We start from the raw sequence: 14,305 nt of genomic DNA, 5'->3' as shown, positions 1-14,305 counted from the left end.
CTTTTTCTTCAATAAGCTACAGCTGAAGTACTGTTGAACCGGCACCGATTCCCTTGCACTTTACACCCTAATAACCCAGTTCCATCTAGCAGCTTCATGATTTGCGGTATAAACCACAACCTCACTTCGCTTGATCCATTTCCCTGAATATACGTCGTTTCTTGAACCAAATCCTTACCTGTTTCCAGTTCGATGAGTGCCTGCATTCTAGCCATAAGTTTCGTATTATTACTGTGTAAAAGCAGGAAAATGCGTAAATAGTCTTTGTACGTCAAACTCAAAGATGATGTAGTGATTTTCGCAGATAACTCTACAGCTTCACCTTTTGTTAGTTTATTCATGTCTTGAAAAGCTTCTAGCGCGCCTTCCGCGGCAGCAGCCAAGAGCACAAGTAAGGGCGAGCCTATTCCGAGCAGCTCTTTTTTCGGATCAAGGAGCGCCTCTACTGTACGGATCGCCATTCGGAATGCAAACATTTCCGCATATGCGGACGAAATATTAGCAACGCAAGAAGAAAATCCATATAACAGATACTCCGCCTCTTGATTTGCCAACTTATGCGAACCTGGATCCACCAGTTCATTGGACAATTTGGGTTGGCCTGCAGGGTCTTTTTCCAATCCATATGTGCGGTAATTAAATTTCGTAAGGGCAAATTCATTCACATAAAGCTCATTTCTCATCGATTCCGCCGCGTTATTAAACGCCTCGAGCATTCCCATCGCTTTTAAACTTACAGGTTCTGGTTTCTCTAAATCATAAGCAATCTCGCTGCCTATTATCGTATCTTGAGCATTAGCTTCTCGATACTTTTGGTACAAATTTTTCTCACCCGCTGCTTGTCCGGCATCCCCCTGAAGACGATTGTATAGTTCAGTGTCACTACTCTGAGTATTCGGCAAACTGCAAGAACCGATTGATTGTTTAGCTTGATCCAAAATGGCTTGTATCTTGTTTTTTTGCTGACGCTTATTCGTTGCCGTTGCCTCATTTTTGTCCATTCTTGTCTTTTCCAAAGCACTTTGCAGTTTATTAAATTCACTAGATTCAGAAAAATAAGCATTATTCGCAAGGTTTGCTCTGCTTGTATTGTCAGACGTATATAGATATACGGAATTAATAACTTCTTGGAACGCAGTAAATAAGGCAGTTATGCTGGCTATGGCTGTCTGATATCTGTAGAAGTAATCATCACCCATAACAGGAACATTTTGAAACACTTCATATGCACCAGAGGTTCCACCTTGAGTTCCACTTTCCGAACTTTGAGCTATCCCATTTAACTTCGTACGTATCTCGTCATTTCGCTGCTTTGCTAATCGTAGAGCTGGTTCAATTGATTGCTGTAATAGCTGGATTTCTCTTCCGTTAGCCGGTACCTCCAGCTTCGTAGCAGCTAGGAGTGCTGCGTATTTAATTATCAGTTGCAACAAAGCTTCTAGCTCATTTAACTTCTGGGCGATGACCTGTGCCTGAGACCCTAATACTTGTTTAGAAGCTGCGAGGGATTGTATGCTCGCCACTGCGCCAGGTCCAGCTTGGCTTAGCGCTGCTATTGACATATCCAGATCCCGTATGGAATCTTGAATGGATCTCAACTGATTTTTCACTTCTACGATTTCGCTTCTAACTTCATCTGCTGTATGAATACCGATTTGGGCAGCTAATTCGCCTAATTCGGTGATGCGTTTTTGATAATATGCATGATACTTAGATATTTTTTCAATCAGCTCTTCACTGCTCTGCCAAGCTTCATCTAACGCGCTTTCTCTTTGATCAATGAGTTTTTCAAGCTCCGCCGCTTCTTTAGAAAACTGAGACCCAAGGTGAAAGGGGGCTTTCGTCCCGCTTTTCCGAAACTTATCGGTAATCTCAAGTGTATACTCGATGGGAGCCTTGATCTTCATATCCTCCAGAACCTGCCGTTCAAAAATCGTATGACTGGCTAATGTGTACACCGGAGTAACACGCAAGCCATTCTCTATAGGTCGTGTATCCACATAATGAAATGCTCCTGTCGATACTTGACCTGATAAATTACTTGCAAAAACCTGGCGGAATAACGCCTCCGTCTCATCCTGCGAAATGCCAAGACCATAGAGTCCCATCGCTTGCAGCTCTGAATCATAAGCTGACATAACCGATCGCGCTGCAGCTTTGACCGCTGATTCTGTCTCTTTTTCAGCCAGCTTAATTCTTGCAAAATCAATGAGCACAGCTTGAAATAGGAAAATCGGCACAATAATGAGAATCAGATAGACAGACACTGCACCACTCTCTGAACGAACGAATTTCCTCAAAAACTCCCCCCTTTCTAATTGTGAATGACAACAACAATCCCTTTACGCTCCAGCTCCTTACGAAATGAATTAGACGGCATTCCTTTGCCGCTGGCATCTTTTTTGAAAAAGTGCCAGACGATGCCCTTCACATGTGCTTTTTCATCCAGCAGCTCAATATCCTTAGGCAGCTGCTCTGTGCGAAGCTGAAATTCTGTCATATTGTAAAAAGCTTGATGACCAATTCCTCGAGCATCCAGCGCATCGACCGTTCTGCTTTTTCCTGATATAGTCGTCAAGATGACCTCTCTACCCCCAACCAGTGATTTCAAATAGGCCGCGGCTTGACGCTCTGATTGGATCGACACACTTGGTCCAGACAAGTTATCCTGAATAGGTTCTACGAGTGCATCTCTAGCCTTTTGAGGCGAAATTCGACCTTTGATCTCTTTGAAATACGTACGAGTAATATCCGTTAATCGAATGAGTTCAACCGGCTCAATAACATGTGAAACAGCCCTGCCAGTTGTTTGCTCAGATTCCAACCATCTTTTTAGATGCTTTGGCATAAGAAATGACTTTTTCAATTTAACCTCAACCTGATGGTCAAAAAGATAGTTGGCGTATTTTGCAGTTCCCGTCACTCCCGGAGGTAGTAAAGTTGAGGATTTGGCAAGTTTATTCTCCACGTGACCACTAGCACTACCCGAGGGAATAATGACTTCTGTTGTGCCACTACCACTCAGCATTCCAAATAAATCCGTCACACTATCATGTGTAAGTCGCCAATAAAGGCCATCTGTCTCACTAGGGTTATAGTTTCCTGTCACCAAATCTTTGTGGCTGTTATTCCACGTAAAAGCAAGTCGCTCTGCCGCAGTCCTCGCAAGCTGCTGAACAAATACGTTCTGATACGCATACATGCCCACAAAAAGAAGCGTAACCGTGCAAAGTAGAATCAGCGGAAATACAAGAGAAGCTTCTAACGTAAAGCTTCCTTCCTCACTAACGCGGATACACAGTAAACGCCTATGGCGCACAACTAGTTGTTGGACTAGGCGCACAAGGAACAACCGCACTGTTGTCTTTCAAATCAGAGTTGGCATCTCCAATTAACTTCTGGAACCACGAGACGATCCACTTTCTAAAAATAATAGCTATTGCGACAAGCACGGCAACGATCAACAAAATCTCCAAAGTGCCTAATCCTTCTTCATCTTCCCAAAATTGTTTTAGCCAATTTAACGCTGTTTTCATCTCTACATACCTCCATTACTGTTTCATCATAAGTAAAGCTGGCGCCGCAACAATGACCATCACGACAACGAAAATGAGCACCATGGGAAATACAAGCTTCGATGAAGCCTCTTCACCTAGTGTTCGTGAAACCGACTTCCTTCTTTGCCAAAGGTCCAACGAAAGTGCGTGAAGCGATACAACAAAATCATTACCACCTCGCTTATAATTCAACAGAAGCGTAGAAGTAAATAAGGAAACTTCATGAAGGGCGCAGCGTTTGCTGAAATCCTCCATTACTTTTGCAAAAGATACATTCATCTCCAGCTCATGAACGGCTTGTGCCAGTTCTTTATACAGCGGTGTTTGTGCTTTATGCGGTCGGGCCTCTACACAGCGTATCCATGCCCGATTTACGGTCTCTCCTGCGTTTACGAGCAGCACGATTGTACTCAATATTTCAGGCAATTCAAGGATCATCAGCTGCTGTTTCTTGCGGATTTTCGCATCTAAATCACGTACCATGATCATGGGAATAATCGCAGTAGCCAACAAACCAAATCCAAACAAAGAACTATCTCCTCCGGCAAGAATGGATAGCAGAGTTAGAATTACTAAGCATAAAGTCGAAGCCGAGATAAGCTCTGCAAGAAACCATTTACTGCCATGTGCAGCGAAGCTTCTCCCATGCAGTGTAATTAATTTATAATGTACTTTTGCCGTAAAATCGGGTAATTTTTCCATCAAATTAAGCTTGTCGATAAGCAAGTAGCTGTAAGGTAACAGCAGCTTTATCTGGAACGGATAAGGGTGAGTTTTGAAAGTATCAGCATACTGTACTCGCCCCCAAAGGTATAACAGGATACAAACAGTAATCTGAGTTATAAACACAATCGTGATCCACATGCTACACCTTGATATTCATGATTTTTTGAGTGAGTACATAGCAAGCACCAAGCAGCAACAAACTTGCAGACATGATAAGTACACCACTGCCTGTATAAAGAGGATCCATATACTCTGGAGAAGAGAACGCAAGCACGGCAACAATAACGATCGGGGCAAAGAGCAATACCCTTGATTCAAAACGTTTCTGTGCAATCATTACGGAGATATCCTGTGAAATTTCAAGCTTTTCGCCAATCACCGTAGCCGTTCGTTTCATGACCTCCACCAAGTTGCCACCCGTCCGCTTACAAGTTAAGAAAACGTCTGTGAAGCTCCTTACATCCTCTAGATGGCTGCGATCCGCTAAATTTTTCAGAGCAGCTTCAATGGGTTCCCCGTTCTCTACTTTTCGGCAGATAATACTAAATTCCAAGACAATCAGGCAAGCGGGATCTGGATACAGCATTTTCAGATCTTCTAATGCCTCTCTAAACGCTGTTTCAATCGACTTACCAACCGTCATGGAAGAGGATAGGCAGCTTAATGCTTGCTTGAACTGTACATACAGTTTGTTTTTACGAATTTGAATTAATTGCTGCTTACGTATTCGGGGAAATGCGAAGCCTACCGCTGCCAATGCTGCAGCAAGAACGAAGCTTTTGTAGAAAATGTAGCCTACAATAAACGCTGGTAAGGCAAGCATTAGGATAGCACTTACTTTTTCCTTGGAGGTTAACTGATAGTGGTTATAGTCAATCAGACGGTTGATTGTAGCTGAGTGCTGGATGGGCTGAGATTCAGCTCTCTTAGTTGATCCTTTTCTTCGTTCCAAATACAAAAGAAAAAACCAGCTGAACGCTCCAATAATGAGGAGAAGCAAGAAAATCTTCATCCTGCATCACGCTCTCCCTGAACCTGTGCAAACCACTCTGGCAGCTTCTTGCCAGCCATTCGAATTTTGTGCATGTGGTGCAGTCGGTTTCCGGTATAAGCAAGCTCACCTGTTACCTTTCGATCCATCGTCTCCCCTTTTTCATCAAATAGGAAAAGGGGATGCAGTTGGACCTCACCATCCTTCACACCAAGTACTTCATGAATTTCAGTGACTCTACGGGTACGATCACGTATTCTGCTTACATGAATCATAACATCCAGCGCTGAGGCAATTTGCTTACGAATAACGTCTACCGGAAGTGGGGCTCCACTGAGCACCATCGTCTCTAGTCGGCTGAGCATGTCAACAGATGTATTCGCATGCCCTGTGCTTAAACTTCCGTCATGCCCAGTATTCATCGCAGCTAGCATGTCGAGTGCCTCCGCTCCGCGAACCTCCCCAACAATAATCCGATTGGGTCGCATGCGCAGTGAAGAACGAATAAGCTCTCGAATCGTAATCTCTCCTTTCCCTTCCGTATTGGCATTTCTGGTTTCCATTCGCACCAAGTTAGGTACAGTCTGTATCTGTAGCTCAGCAGAATCTTCAATCGTAATGATGCGTTCGTGCGGGGGAATCCAAGCACTAAGTGCATTTAGAAATGTCGTCTTCCCTGAACCTGTTCCGCCACCAATAAAGATATTAAAGCCTGATTCAACCATTACTTGTAAAACTTCTGCTGCCTCTTCCGAGATACTTCCCATACGAATCAAATCCGCCATTAGTAGGGGCTTTTCCGGAAACTTACGAATCGTTAAAGTTGGACCACTCAAAGAGGCTGGCGGAAGAACAATGTTTACCCTTGACCCGTCAGGCAGACGCGCATCGACTATTGGCGTTGCTTGATTCACAATCCGGTTCACCTTAGAAACAATCATCTGAATGAGATCTTCGAGCTTCTCTATACTTTCCAAAGGATACGGATATCGCTCAACGGCGCCTTTCCTTTCAAAAAAGATGCACTCGTGCCCATTGACCATGATCTCTGTCACGGATGGGTCATCGATCAGCGGTTGAAGGATATCCAACCCACGAAAAGAATCAAAAATTCGCTTTACTAGAGCCTGCATCTCGCTTGATGTCCAACCGTGCTCTCCTGCTGCGCTGAAAACAGACTCCTCGATAAGTTCAATTAATGTAACATCGCTGACCGTACTGGAAAGATCAATCTTCTCCTTTATCTGCTGCTTCAATGTGAGAAACAAATCATGATTCATGAAGCAGCAGCCCCTTCTCTAACCGAAGAAGAATGAACTTTTTCTATTTGAATAGCAGTAAACATGTCATACGTCTGTTCTGAAAACAAGCCAGATTGCCAGATCTGTTCTGGAGTGCTTAAAACTTTCCACTCGGGGATATACGGAAGCTTGAACGTTATTTCCTTACCCAAATCTGAGAAATCATTCGTTTCCTTGCCCGTGTATTTATTGATTACGAAATGAACATTTTGCATGGAACCCAATTGCTTCTGGAGTGCCTCAGTTTTATATAAATCATTTAAATCGTCCCGTACAATCCAGATGATATGATCACTGACATCCAAACTTTTTACAATTCTCGGATGCACTGTGGCTTCTAAATCAACAATAATGAAGTCATATTGGTTCAACGAAATCAATGATTCAATAAGAAGACGGACATGATCGCCGCTCATTTCCTGCATCTCCCTGATTTGATCTTTGGGAGTAAGATAATCAATACGCAGCCTAGAATCGTTAGATTTGAGCAGCTGCAGCTTAGGTCCCAATAACTCAGGCGTGCTTTTCATGTAGTATAGAAGCTGTGAAAATCGTCCTAAATCCCCCTGAAGCCACTGAGAGGCTGTACTGACCGACTCCAGGCTGAGATAAAAAACCTGTTCTCCGCGAAAAGACAACTGCTTCGCCAAATGAACGGCGGTCATCGTTTTCCCACTATTCCCGCTGCTACTGTAGACTGATAGAACTTTAGTTCTTTTCGTCCCAGGCCCCGCATCAAATCTATGTTTTTCCATATAAAAAGCCTGAAGTCGCGATATTAATTGGTGCAGGGATTGAAAGCGATATAAGAACGGAATCTTCGTCTCCGCTTCTTTGGAATTTGCAATCGTTTCACTCAAAATCATTTTGCATAAGGATGTACTCCGATTCATCATAAAGGGGTAATATGCCTCGGACAGTAATAAAACCCCTTCTAATTGCTGATTTTCAATCACCTCGAAAACCAATTCTATTTTGGAAAAAAGCCTCACTTGTATTCTCTCCGCGAACTCAGAAGATCGTATGAAGGCAGCAAGTCTCTCTGCGTAAACGATGTCATCATCTAAGACGTAAAGTTGAATTTTATTCATTCCTACCTCCTTTTTCTTATTTTATTCATGAAACATTGGCATACACGCCACTGGCGATTAAGACAAAGCTAATAACCGTAAGCACAATGGCAATGCGAATGGTCGTCTCAACCTTCATCATCAGCCTCCTTCGCGATTCGGAGAAAACAAAAAAAGCACACGCCGATTGAGGAGATATGATCTCCACGATCAGCGGTGCTTCCGCTTGTCCGATTTAATTTATCCAAATTGTACCACATTTTACCGGAAAATCAATCCCTTTTATTCCCAAGGGTATTTCATCGTGAAGAAGCTCGCCAGCTTCTTACTTTCAACTCTTCGTAAACGTCTCATTTCTGCTCGGTGTGGCGCCGATTCATGCAGCTTCTTCTCTTCTTCCGTTTCTGGAACCACATCGGGAACTTCAACCGGAACTTTGTTGTCATCGAGTGCTACGAATGTCAGGAAAGAAGTCGCGGCAATTTTTCTTGCCCCAGTTTTCAAATCTTCGGTTACGACTTTGACGAAAACCTCCATCGAGCTTTTGCCTGTCCATGTCACGAATGACTCCAAGCAAACCGAGTCTGACGTATGTATGGGCGACAAAAAGTCAACAGAATCCGTTGAGGCTGTCACGACAGACCTCCGGCAATGTTTATGTGCAGCAATCGATGCAATGTCATCAATATAGGACATCAATTTTCCACCAAAGAGTGTGTTGTGGTTATTTACATCCGTAGGAAAAATTCGTGACGTCTTAAAGCATCTGGATTCTCTAGCAAATCTTTGTTCCATATGTATGGCCCCCTCTATCTGCAAATGAAATATGACTCATCATAACACAATTAAGGTCGTTTGGTTATAATTTGAGAATCAATTTACAAATTTATTAAAGGGGTTAACTAGGCTTTTTGAATCGTGAGAATAACGATTTACTCTCCTTCAAACTGCTTTTTCTAACCGTATCTGCCGGCAGAATTTCTCTAAGTAAAGGGGTCAGAGCATCTTTCAACTTCTCCAAAACCTCGGTCTGATCTTGAATACATTCCCCTTTCCAAACAGCACGCATGACTTCAGCACGCGGAATTTCAGGTAAGGTGCATAACGGTGCCGCTGGCAGTGAATCTACCCATTCATTCCGCAAATTTCCCGGCATCGTGCCGTTCGCCACAAAATGCACCTTTTTACCACGCTGCTGATACTTATCAAATCGATTGAAATGCGCTCGTGAACTTGGGCGATTACACTTTCCAGGAGAGGCGTCTACAACTACAATGATCTCATCCGCACTATGACAAAGTTCTTGAACAGAAGGATCCTCCCAATGCGTGGATACATCCCAAATGACGATCGGTTTTTTTATCGTATGTAGAAGCTTGAAGGAATCCGCAGGATGCCATGTGCTTTGAAACCCTTCAGGATGAAGAGGTACCCATGTCGTAAAACCGTTGATCCATGATGAAATCGCAGCAGACGTTTGTTCACTAATGAGATTAGAAGTGAATGTGTAATCCTTAGGGGCCTTGTTATCGCCGTAAAGGAGCATATACAAATCAGGTTCAATTGTTGGCTGCTCAACAAGCGCGTTCGGAATGTGCATAGCGTGAAGAATTCTTGCCAATGTAATTGCCATGAATGTCGCACCTACACCAGCAAATAAACCGCCAATAACAATTAATTTATCTGGTGTTGAAGTGATGATTGGTGTGTGTTGTCCAAGAGCTAATGGGGCCACAGTTGTTTCGGAATAGATGGAACGAAGTCTCATTTTTACTTCCATGGCAGATTGACAGCGGTTTTGCGGGTGCTCTTGCAGGAGTAATCGTACGGTGGAGGTTAAAGCTTCAGGTAAATCTGGACGTATCTGTTCCAACGATTTTTGGGTTACATACGCATACTGGCCGGCTGATAATAAATAATACAGCATAGCGCCGAGTGTAAATAAATCAGTGCGCGCATCCGTTTGTAAGCCTAGGAATTGTTCGGGAGCAGCAAAGCCAATCGTACCCATTTGGATGGTGTCGGATTGTTTGCCGTTTTTGAAGTGCCGGGCAACGCCAAAATCGATTAATCGAACTTGGTTCTGCTCATTCAACATCACATTAGATGGCTTGAGATCGCGGTAAATAATCGGACGAGGTTGAAACGTGTGCAAATAGTGAAGTAAATCGCACAGCTGAAAGGCCATATGAACAATTTTCGCAACGGGTAACTCGCGTCCTTTATCTTCGAATAAGTCTTGCAAGGTTGGCCCTTGAATATAATCCATTACCAAGAAGCCTTTTCCATCATCGGTTGTAAAATAATCAACTAACTGCGGCAACTGTGGATGTTGGAGCCTAGCGAGCATTTCCGCTTCTTCTAGAAAGAATGTCAAATCATCGGCTTCAAAAGGCAAACATTCTTTCACTGCCCATTTCTTCCCTTTCAGCTTCAAATCTTCTGCTAAATAAACGTGACTCATACCACCTTGACCGAGCAAGGCTTCAATTCGATATCTTCCCCCAATACATGTTCCAATCAAGCTTTGTTTATTCATCAATAAATAAATGGCCCCCTTATCAGGTAAGATTTACCTTGATTATAAGAGGGCCTTCTTTAAAAATCTACATTTTTTTCCACATTCTACGTCTTTTGCAAATAAAGTGTCAATTCTTCCCGATTGTGAAACAATTGCTTGGCTTTAAGCAGGAAGAGAGACGGCTCCAAAATCTTCAAAACATCACGAACCGTTTGGAACGGTTTTTTATGCATGAGTTTGACCGTAATGATTGCCGTTCCCCCACTTTGTAAGGAATAGAGCAAATCAGCAACTAAACGACCCATTTGACGTGGATCCCAGCTCATATCGCAGACAAGCAAATCAAACTCATTTTCCCTCAGCTTTACTTCACCAGCATTTTTCTTAAGAATCGTGAGAAGTCGGTTGCCTTGAAGTCTGGGACTCATGGAAGCAGGGTCAATAGCCGTAACACGCAAGCCGCGCTCCAAAAGTAACGATGTCCATCCACCAGGGGCCGCACCAATATCTAGTGCCGTACGAGCAACGCTGAAATCAATACCGAATCGCTGTTCCGCTTCCAAAAGCTTGAATTTAGCACGCGAGATTTGATCCTCTTCCTTCATGAACCGGATCGCACCGCCTGACCAATCTGACAAATTGTCGGCAGGCTTGGATAGCCCCACGAATAACTTCTTAGCGCTAATATACACGGAAATGATTTGATCCGCATATCGAACTACGGGTTCAGCCTGAATCTCCGAAACCAATATTTCATCTAAAGCTGCCTTGACGGTAAAAGGCGCGTAAGGTACATCCGCCCGCTCTTCTTTGCGCACTTGGGTGGCTATTTTCTCGCCTGAACCAATAAGTCCTGAAGAAATGGCATCTCTTAGCCAAGCCTTGAGATGTTCGATATCCGCATCCGTACGGCTCAAGTCCCAGTCTTGACTCACAGGCTGAACATGCCTAAGAAACATAGGCTCCTGCTCTTTAAGCGTTGTGATCATATCTTCTGCACCCTCGGGCACTTCGAATATAAAAACCTCTGTTGGCACCAACAAAGTAAACTTAGTTAAGGGAAATAACTTACGAATTTCATCTTGTGCATATTGAGCGAACCCGTGATTCGAGGTACCAATGTATGTCGTTAAGTGTGTCATAGCCGCATCCTTTATGTAATCTACTATCTTGATTCAATAACCTTAATCCATGGCCGTTCTTGGAACCATTCCAACGTGATTTCGATCCCAAAAGCTCGATGAATATGTTCCGGAGTCAATACCTCTTCTTTGCGCCCTGCAGCAATGATTTCACCTTGTTCAATGATAGCAACATGTGTAAATAAAGGGATTATTTCTTCGATATGATGCGTCACGTAGACGACCGTAATGTTTTGCTTGCTAAGGTCATTGACATCTGTTAGAAAACGTTCTCTCTCGTATAAATCTAGACCAGCCGCTGGTTCGTCCATAATGAGAATGGAAGGCTTCATCATGAGCGATCTGGCAAGCATGACTTTTTTACGTTCTCCTTGCGAAAGACTTCCTAAAGGCTGATGTGCCAAATGAGGAATGCGAACACGCTCCAACATGACTAGAGCACGATCTTTCACCTCTTGCGGTATTTCCTGATAAAACCGTAAATAGGCATATTCACCCGTAGCGACAACCTCGAGGACAGGGTCACTCAGGTTCAATTTTTCGAATAAAGACTGTGAAATATAGCCGATTTTTTTGCGAACTTCCCTCACATCACATTGACCATATCGATTGCCCAGCACGTCTACCGTTCCCCGACTCGGGAACTCGTATCCATTCATCATTTCAAGCAATGTTGTCTTACCTGAACCATTACGGCCTAACAATACCCAGTGTTCACCTGGCTGAATGTGTACATTCACATCCTGTAAAATATGACGTTCTTCTCTAATAAAATGAATACCGGATAAATGGATCATTTGCGGTCGATTCCTTTCTGACTACGGCTCACTCTTATAAGTCCCTTGTGCAATCTGCATGAGCAAATCGTCAGGAATTCGGTGAGGGTATAGACTCATTCCTTCGGGTTTGGCCGTGTAAAGCGTTTGATACATGGCCGTGCAAGCCGAGGGACTGGAAGTATGAATATAAATTGTTTTGGGAAATTTACGCTGTTGCGTCAACCAAATGACGACGTCCATGCCAGTCTCCATCGTAGACCAACCCAAATCATGATCTAACGACAAAATATCAACATCAAATTCCTGGAGAAGTAAAATGCATTCTTTGACATCTTTGGCTAAAGTAAATCCTTGGGGACAAGGGCGCAAGTCATCTAAGTATACATGAATCATGATCGGATTTCCTTTCCTATTCATGATGGAATGAATGATGGACTAGTAAACCAAAGATTTCACCAGTGCAATTTCCTGAGCATGTGTACCATCACTACCTGAACCTGTTTCAAGAACGATAGGAATTTGCTTCAAAAAGGAAGAGCTTAGCATCTGCTGTAAATTCTCTCGGCCAATATAACCAGCCCCAATATTTGCATGGCGGTCTCGGCGGGAACCACATGGATGGACAGAGTCATTCAAATGAACGGCCTTCAGATGCGGAAAATAGTCAAGCTGTCTCCCCTTGGTCTCAAGCTCTAACCAATTATGCCCCTGCCATAAACCACTTGCAAATGCATGACACGTATCCAAGCAAAATCCAATCTTCTCTGGAGCTTCACTCAGTTTGCGCACTTGAACCATTTCTTCCAAAGTTAGCCCCAGCTGAGCACCTTCTCCAGCTTGATTCTCAAGCAAAATCAAAGAAGAACCCTCATATCCTTGAGCAGCACTATTCAAAGATTGTATTATATTTTTATAGCCTTGTAACGGGTCTTTTCCAATATATTTTCCAAAGTGCACCACTAATCCTACCGAACCGCAGGCATCCGTAATTTCCAAACCATTCCTCAAAAGCTTTATCATATTCTCGCGTTCAGCCTCATCAGCCGCAGGGTTCAGTGGATACGGAGCGTGCCCAATTGACAAAATGCCGTGTTCCAGGCAAAATTGCGCACATGCGCTTGTATCTCTTTGATTAACCAACTTGGTAGAAAGACTGCGCGGATTCATGGGAAAGTATTGAAACGCATTTGCTCCTATAGACAGTGCGGTTTTGGCCGCACCTAAATAGCCTCCACGCGTACTAACATGAGCGCCAATAAACATCATGAATCAGCCCTTTCACGCTTGACAATTAGCACAATAGAAGCATTTGCGACTCGAAACTTCTGTCTTGATTAGTTGATGTCCACAGCGCAAACAAGGCTCCCCTTCTCGATCATATACACGACACATAGCATCGAACTGCCCCGTCAAACGGTCACCAACAAACAGAGGCTCGTCTATATATCCCCCGAATTGAATAGCTTCGAGAAGAACCGAGCGCATGGCTTGAAATAAGCGATTCTGCTCTTCTTCTGTCAGTGAGGAAAGTTTACGAAGAGGGAGAATGCCCGCATAAAAACATATCTCATCAGAGTAACAGTTCCCAATCCCTGAGAGAAATGATTGATCGACAAATGCTGCTTTCAAGTTGCTATTCTTACTTTTCAACACCCGTTGGAATTGTGTAAAAGTAAAACTGGATTCCAGTGGCTCAGGCCCAAGCTTGCCTAATAGCAGATCAACCTCAGGCAGTTTATGCATGTGCAAATATCCTAACCGCAATCCGATGAAATATAAGTGCTTCGTGCCAAAATGGATCATAACTTGCGTTGTCCGATCCGGCTTCTCTTCCTCCGTGCCATAGAACATCCAACCACCAAGCATTAAATGCAATAATAAAACTTCACCTGATACCAAATGAAACAGCAAATGCTTAGCTCTGCGATCTATCCGTACAATACGGTTCCCGGTTAGCGTACGAATGAAACTATCCGGCTCCACATTCAATGATTTCGGACGAGTAACTTCCGCCCCTGTGATTGGCGAACCTTGGATCAACCGCGTCAACTGCTGGCGATAGGTTTCCATCTCTGGAAGTTCGGGCATGGCACATTCTCCTTGCCTTTTTCTTCCTTGTATATCCAAATGACTGGGAAAGTAAACGGAACTACCTAATACAACTTCTGGATGGTTCTGGAGAGTCTTATTTTAATCATAATGTTATTAAAATGACTAA

Annotated in this window: 14 protein-coding genes; all 14 read right to left on the bottom strand. The window is 43.5% G+C overall.

Annotated features, from left to right (window positions below; translation table 11 throughout):
• Positions 1-8: 8 nt before the first annotated feature.
• Positions 9-2,300, bottom strand: a complete 2,292-nt coding sequence (locus tag ASG85_RS10595) for a hypothetical protein (RefSeq protein ID WP_060646175.1) — start codon at positions 2,298-2,300, stop codon at positions 9-11.
• 14 nt (positions 2,301-2,314) lie between these two features.
• A complete protein-coding gene (locus ASG85_RS10590) occupies positions 2,315-3,343 on the bottom strand; it encodes a TadE family protein (RefSeq protein ID WP_162257250.1) in 1,029 nt (342 codons plus the stop codon).
• Positions 3,309-3,536, bottom strand: a complete 228-nt coding sequence (locus ASG85_RS10585; RefSeq protein ID WP_057302380.1) for a Flp1 family type IVb pilin — start codon at positions 3,534-3,536, stop codon at positions 3,309-3,311. Before ASG85_RS10585 ends, ASG85_RS10590 begins: the two co-directional genes overlap by 35 nt.
• Positions 3,537-3,551: 15 nt before the next feature.
• Positions 3,552-4,421 carry a type II secretion system F family protein gene (locus tag ASG85_RS10580; protein WP_060646173.1) on the bottom strand — a complete coding sequence of 290 codons (870 nt, stop codon included), beginning with the start codon at positions 4,419-4,421 and terminating at the stop codon, positions 3,552-3,554.
• A 1-nt stretch (position 4,422) separates the two neighbouring features.
• The gene (locus ASG85_RS10575; RefSeq protein ID WP_082588045.1) at positions 4,423-5,295 is read right to left on the bottom strand and encodes a type II secretion system F family protein; all 873 of its coding nucleotides are present in this window, start codon (positions 5,293-5,295) and stop codon (positions 4,423-4,425) included.
• Positions 5,292-6,554, bottom strand: a complete 1,263-nt coding sequence (locus ASG85_RS10570) for a CpaF family protein (RefSeq protein WP_060646172.1) — start codon at positions 6,552-6,554, stop codon at positions 5,292-5,294. Before ASG85_RS10570 ends, ASG85_RS10575 begins: the two co-directional genes overlap by 4 nt.
• Positions 6,551-7,666, bottom strand: a complete 1,116-nt coding sequence (locus ASG85_RS10565; protein ID WP_060646171.1) for an AAA family ATPase — start codon at positions 7,664-7,666, stop codon at positions 6,551-6,553. Before ASG85_RS10565 ends, ASG85_RS10570 begins: the two co-directional genes overlap by 4 nt.
• 261 nt (positions 7,667-7,927) lie before the next feature.
• Positions 7,928-8,440 (bottom strand): acyl-CoA thioesterase, encoded by a 513-nt coding sequence (locus ASG85_RS10560; RefSeq protein WP_057302375.1) that lies wholly within the window; start codon positions 8,438-8,440, stop codon positions 7,928-7,930.
• A gap of 103 nt (positions 8,441-8,543) precedes the next feature.
• Positions 8,544-10,184: a serine/threonine protein kinase gene (locus ASG85_RS10555; protein WP_060646170.1), complete on the bottom strand. Its 1,641-nt coding sequence runs from the start codon at positions 10,182-10,184 to the stop codon at positions 8,544-8,546.
• Positions 10,185-10,270: 86 nt separating this feature from the next.
• Entirely contained in the window at positions 10,271-11,308 is a 1,038-nt protein-coding gene (locus ASG85_RS10550; protein ID WP_057302373.1) for an SAM-dependent methyltransferase, read from the bottom strand.
• A 23-nt stretch (positions 11,309-11,331) separates the two neighbouring features.
• On the bottom strand, positions 11,332-12,105 hold the full coding sequence (locus tag ASG85_RS10545) for an ABC transporter ATP-binding protein (protein ID WP_057302372.1): 774 nt from the start codon (positions 12,103-12,105) through the stop codon (positions 11,332-11,334).
• A 21-nt stretch (positions 12,106-12,126) separates the two neighbouring features.
• A complete protein-coding gene (locus ASG85_RS10540; protein ID WP_063860249.1) occupies positions 12,127-12,480 on the bottom strand; it encodes a cyclic-phosphate processing receiver domain-containing protein in 354 nt (117 codons plus the stop codon).
• 42 nt (positions 12,481-12,522) lie between these two features.
• The gene (locus ASG85_RS10535) at positions 12,523-13,350 is read right to left on the bottom strand and encodes a deoxyribonuclease IV (protein ID WP_060646213.1); all 828 of its coding nucleotides are present in this window, start codon (positions 13,348-13,350) and stop codon (positions 12,523-12,525) included.
• Positions 13,351-13,365: 15 nt separating this feature from the next.
• Entirely contained in the window at positions 13,366-14,175 is an 810-nt protein-coding gene (locus tag ASG85_RS10530) for an Fpg/Nei family DNA glycosylase (protein WP_057302371.1), read from the bottom strand.
• Between the last annotated feature and the right edge of the window lie 130 nt (positions 14,176-14,305).

Origin of the sequence: Paenibacillus sp. Soil724D2 (assembly GCF_001427935.1) — a bacterium.
In the GTDB taxonomy this organism is placed as follows: Bacteria; Bacillota; Bacilli; order Paenibacillales; family NBRC-103111; genus Paenibacillus_E.
Note: the sequence above shows the minus strand (reverse complement) of the source record. Positions and strands in the feature narration are given on the sequence as shown.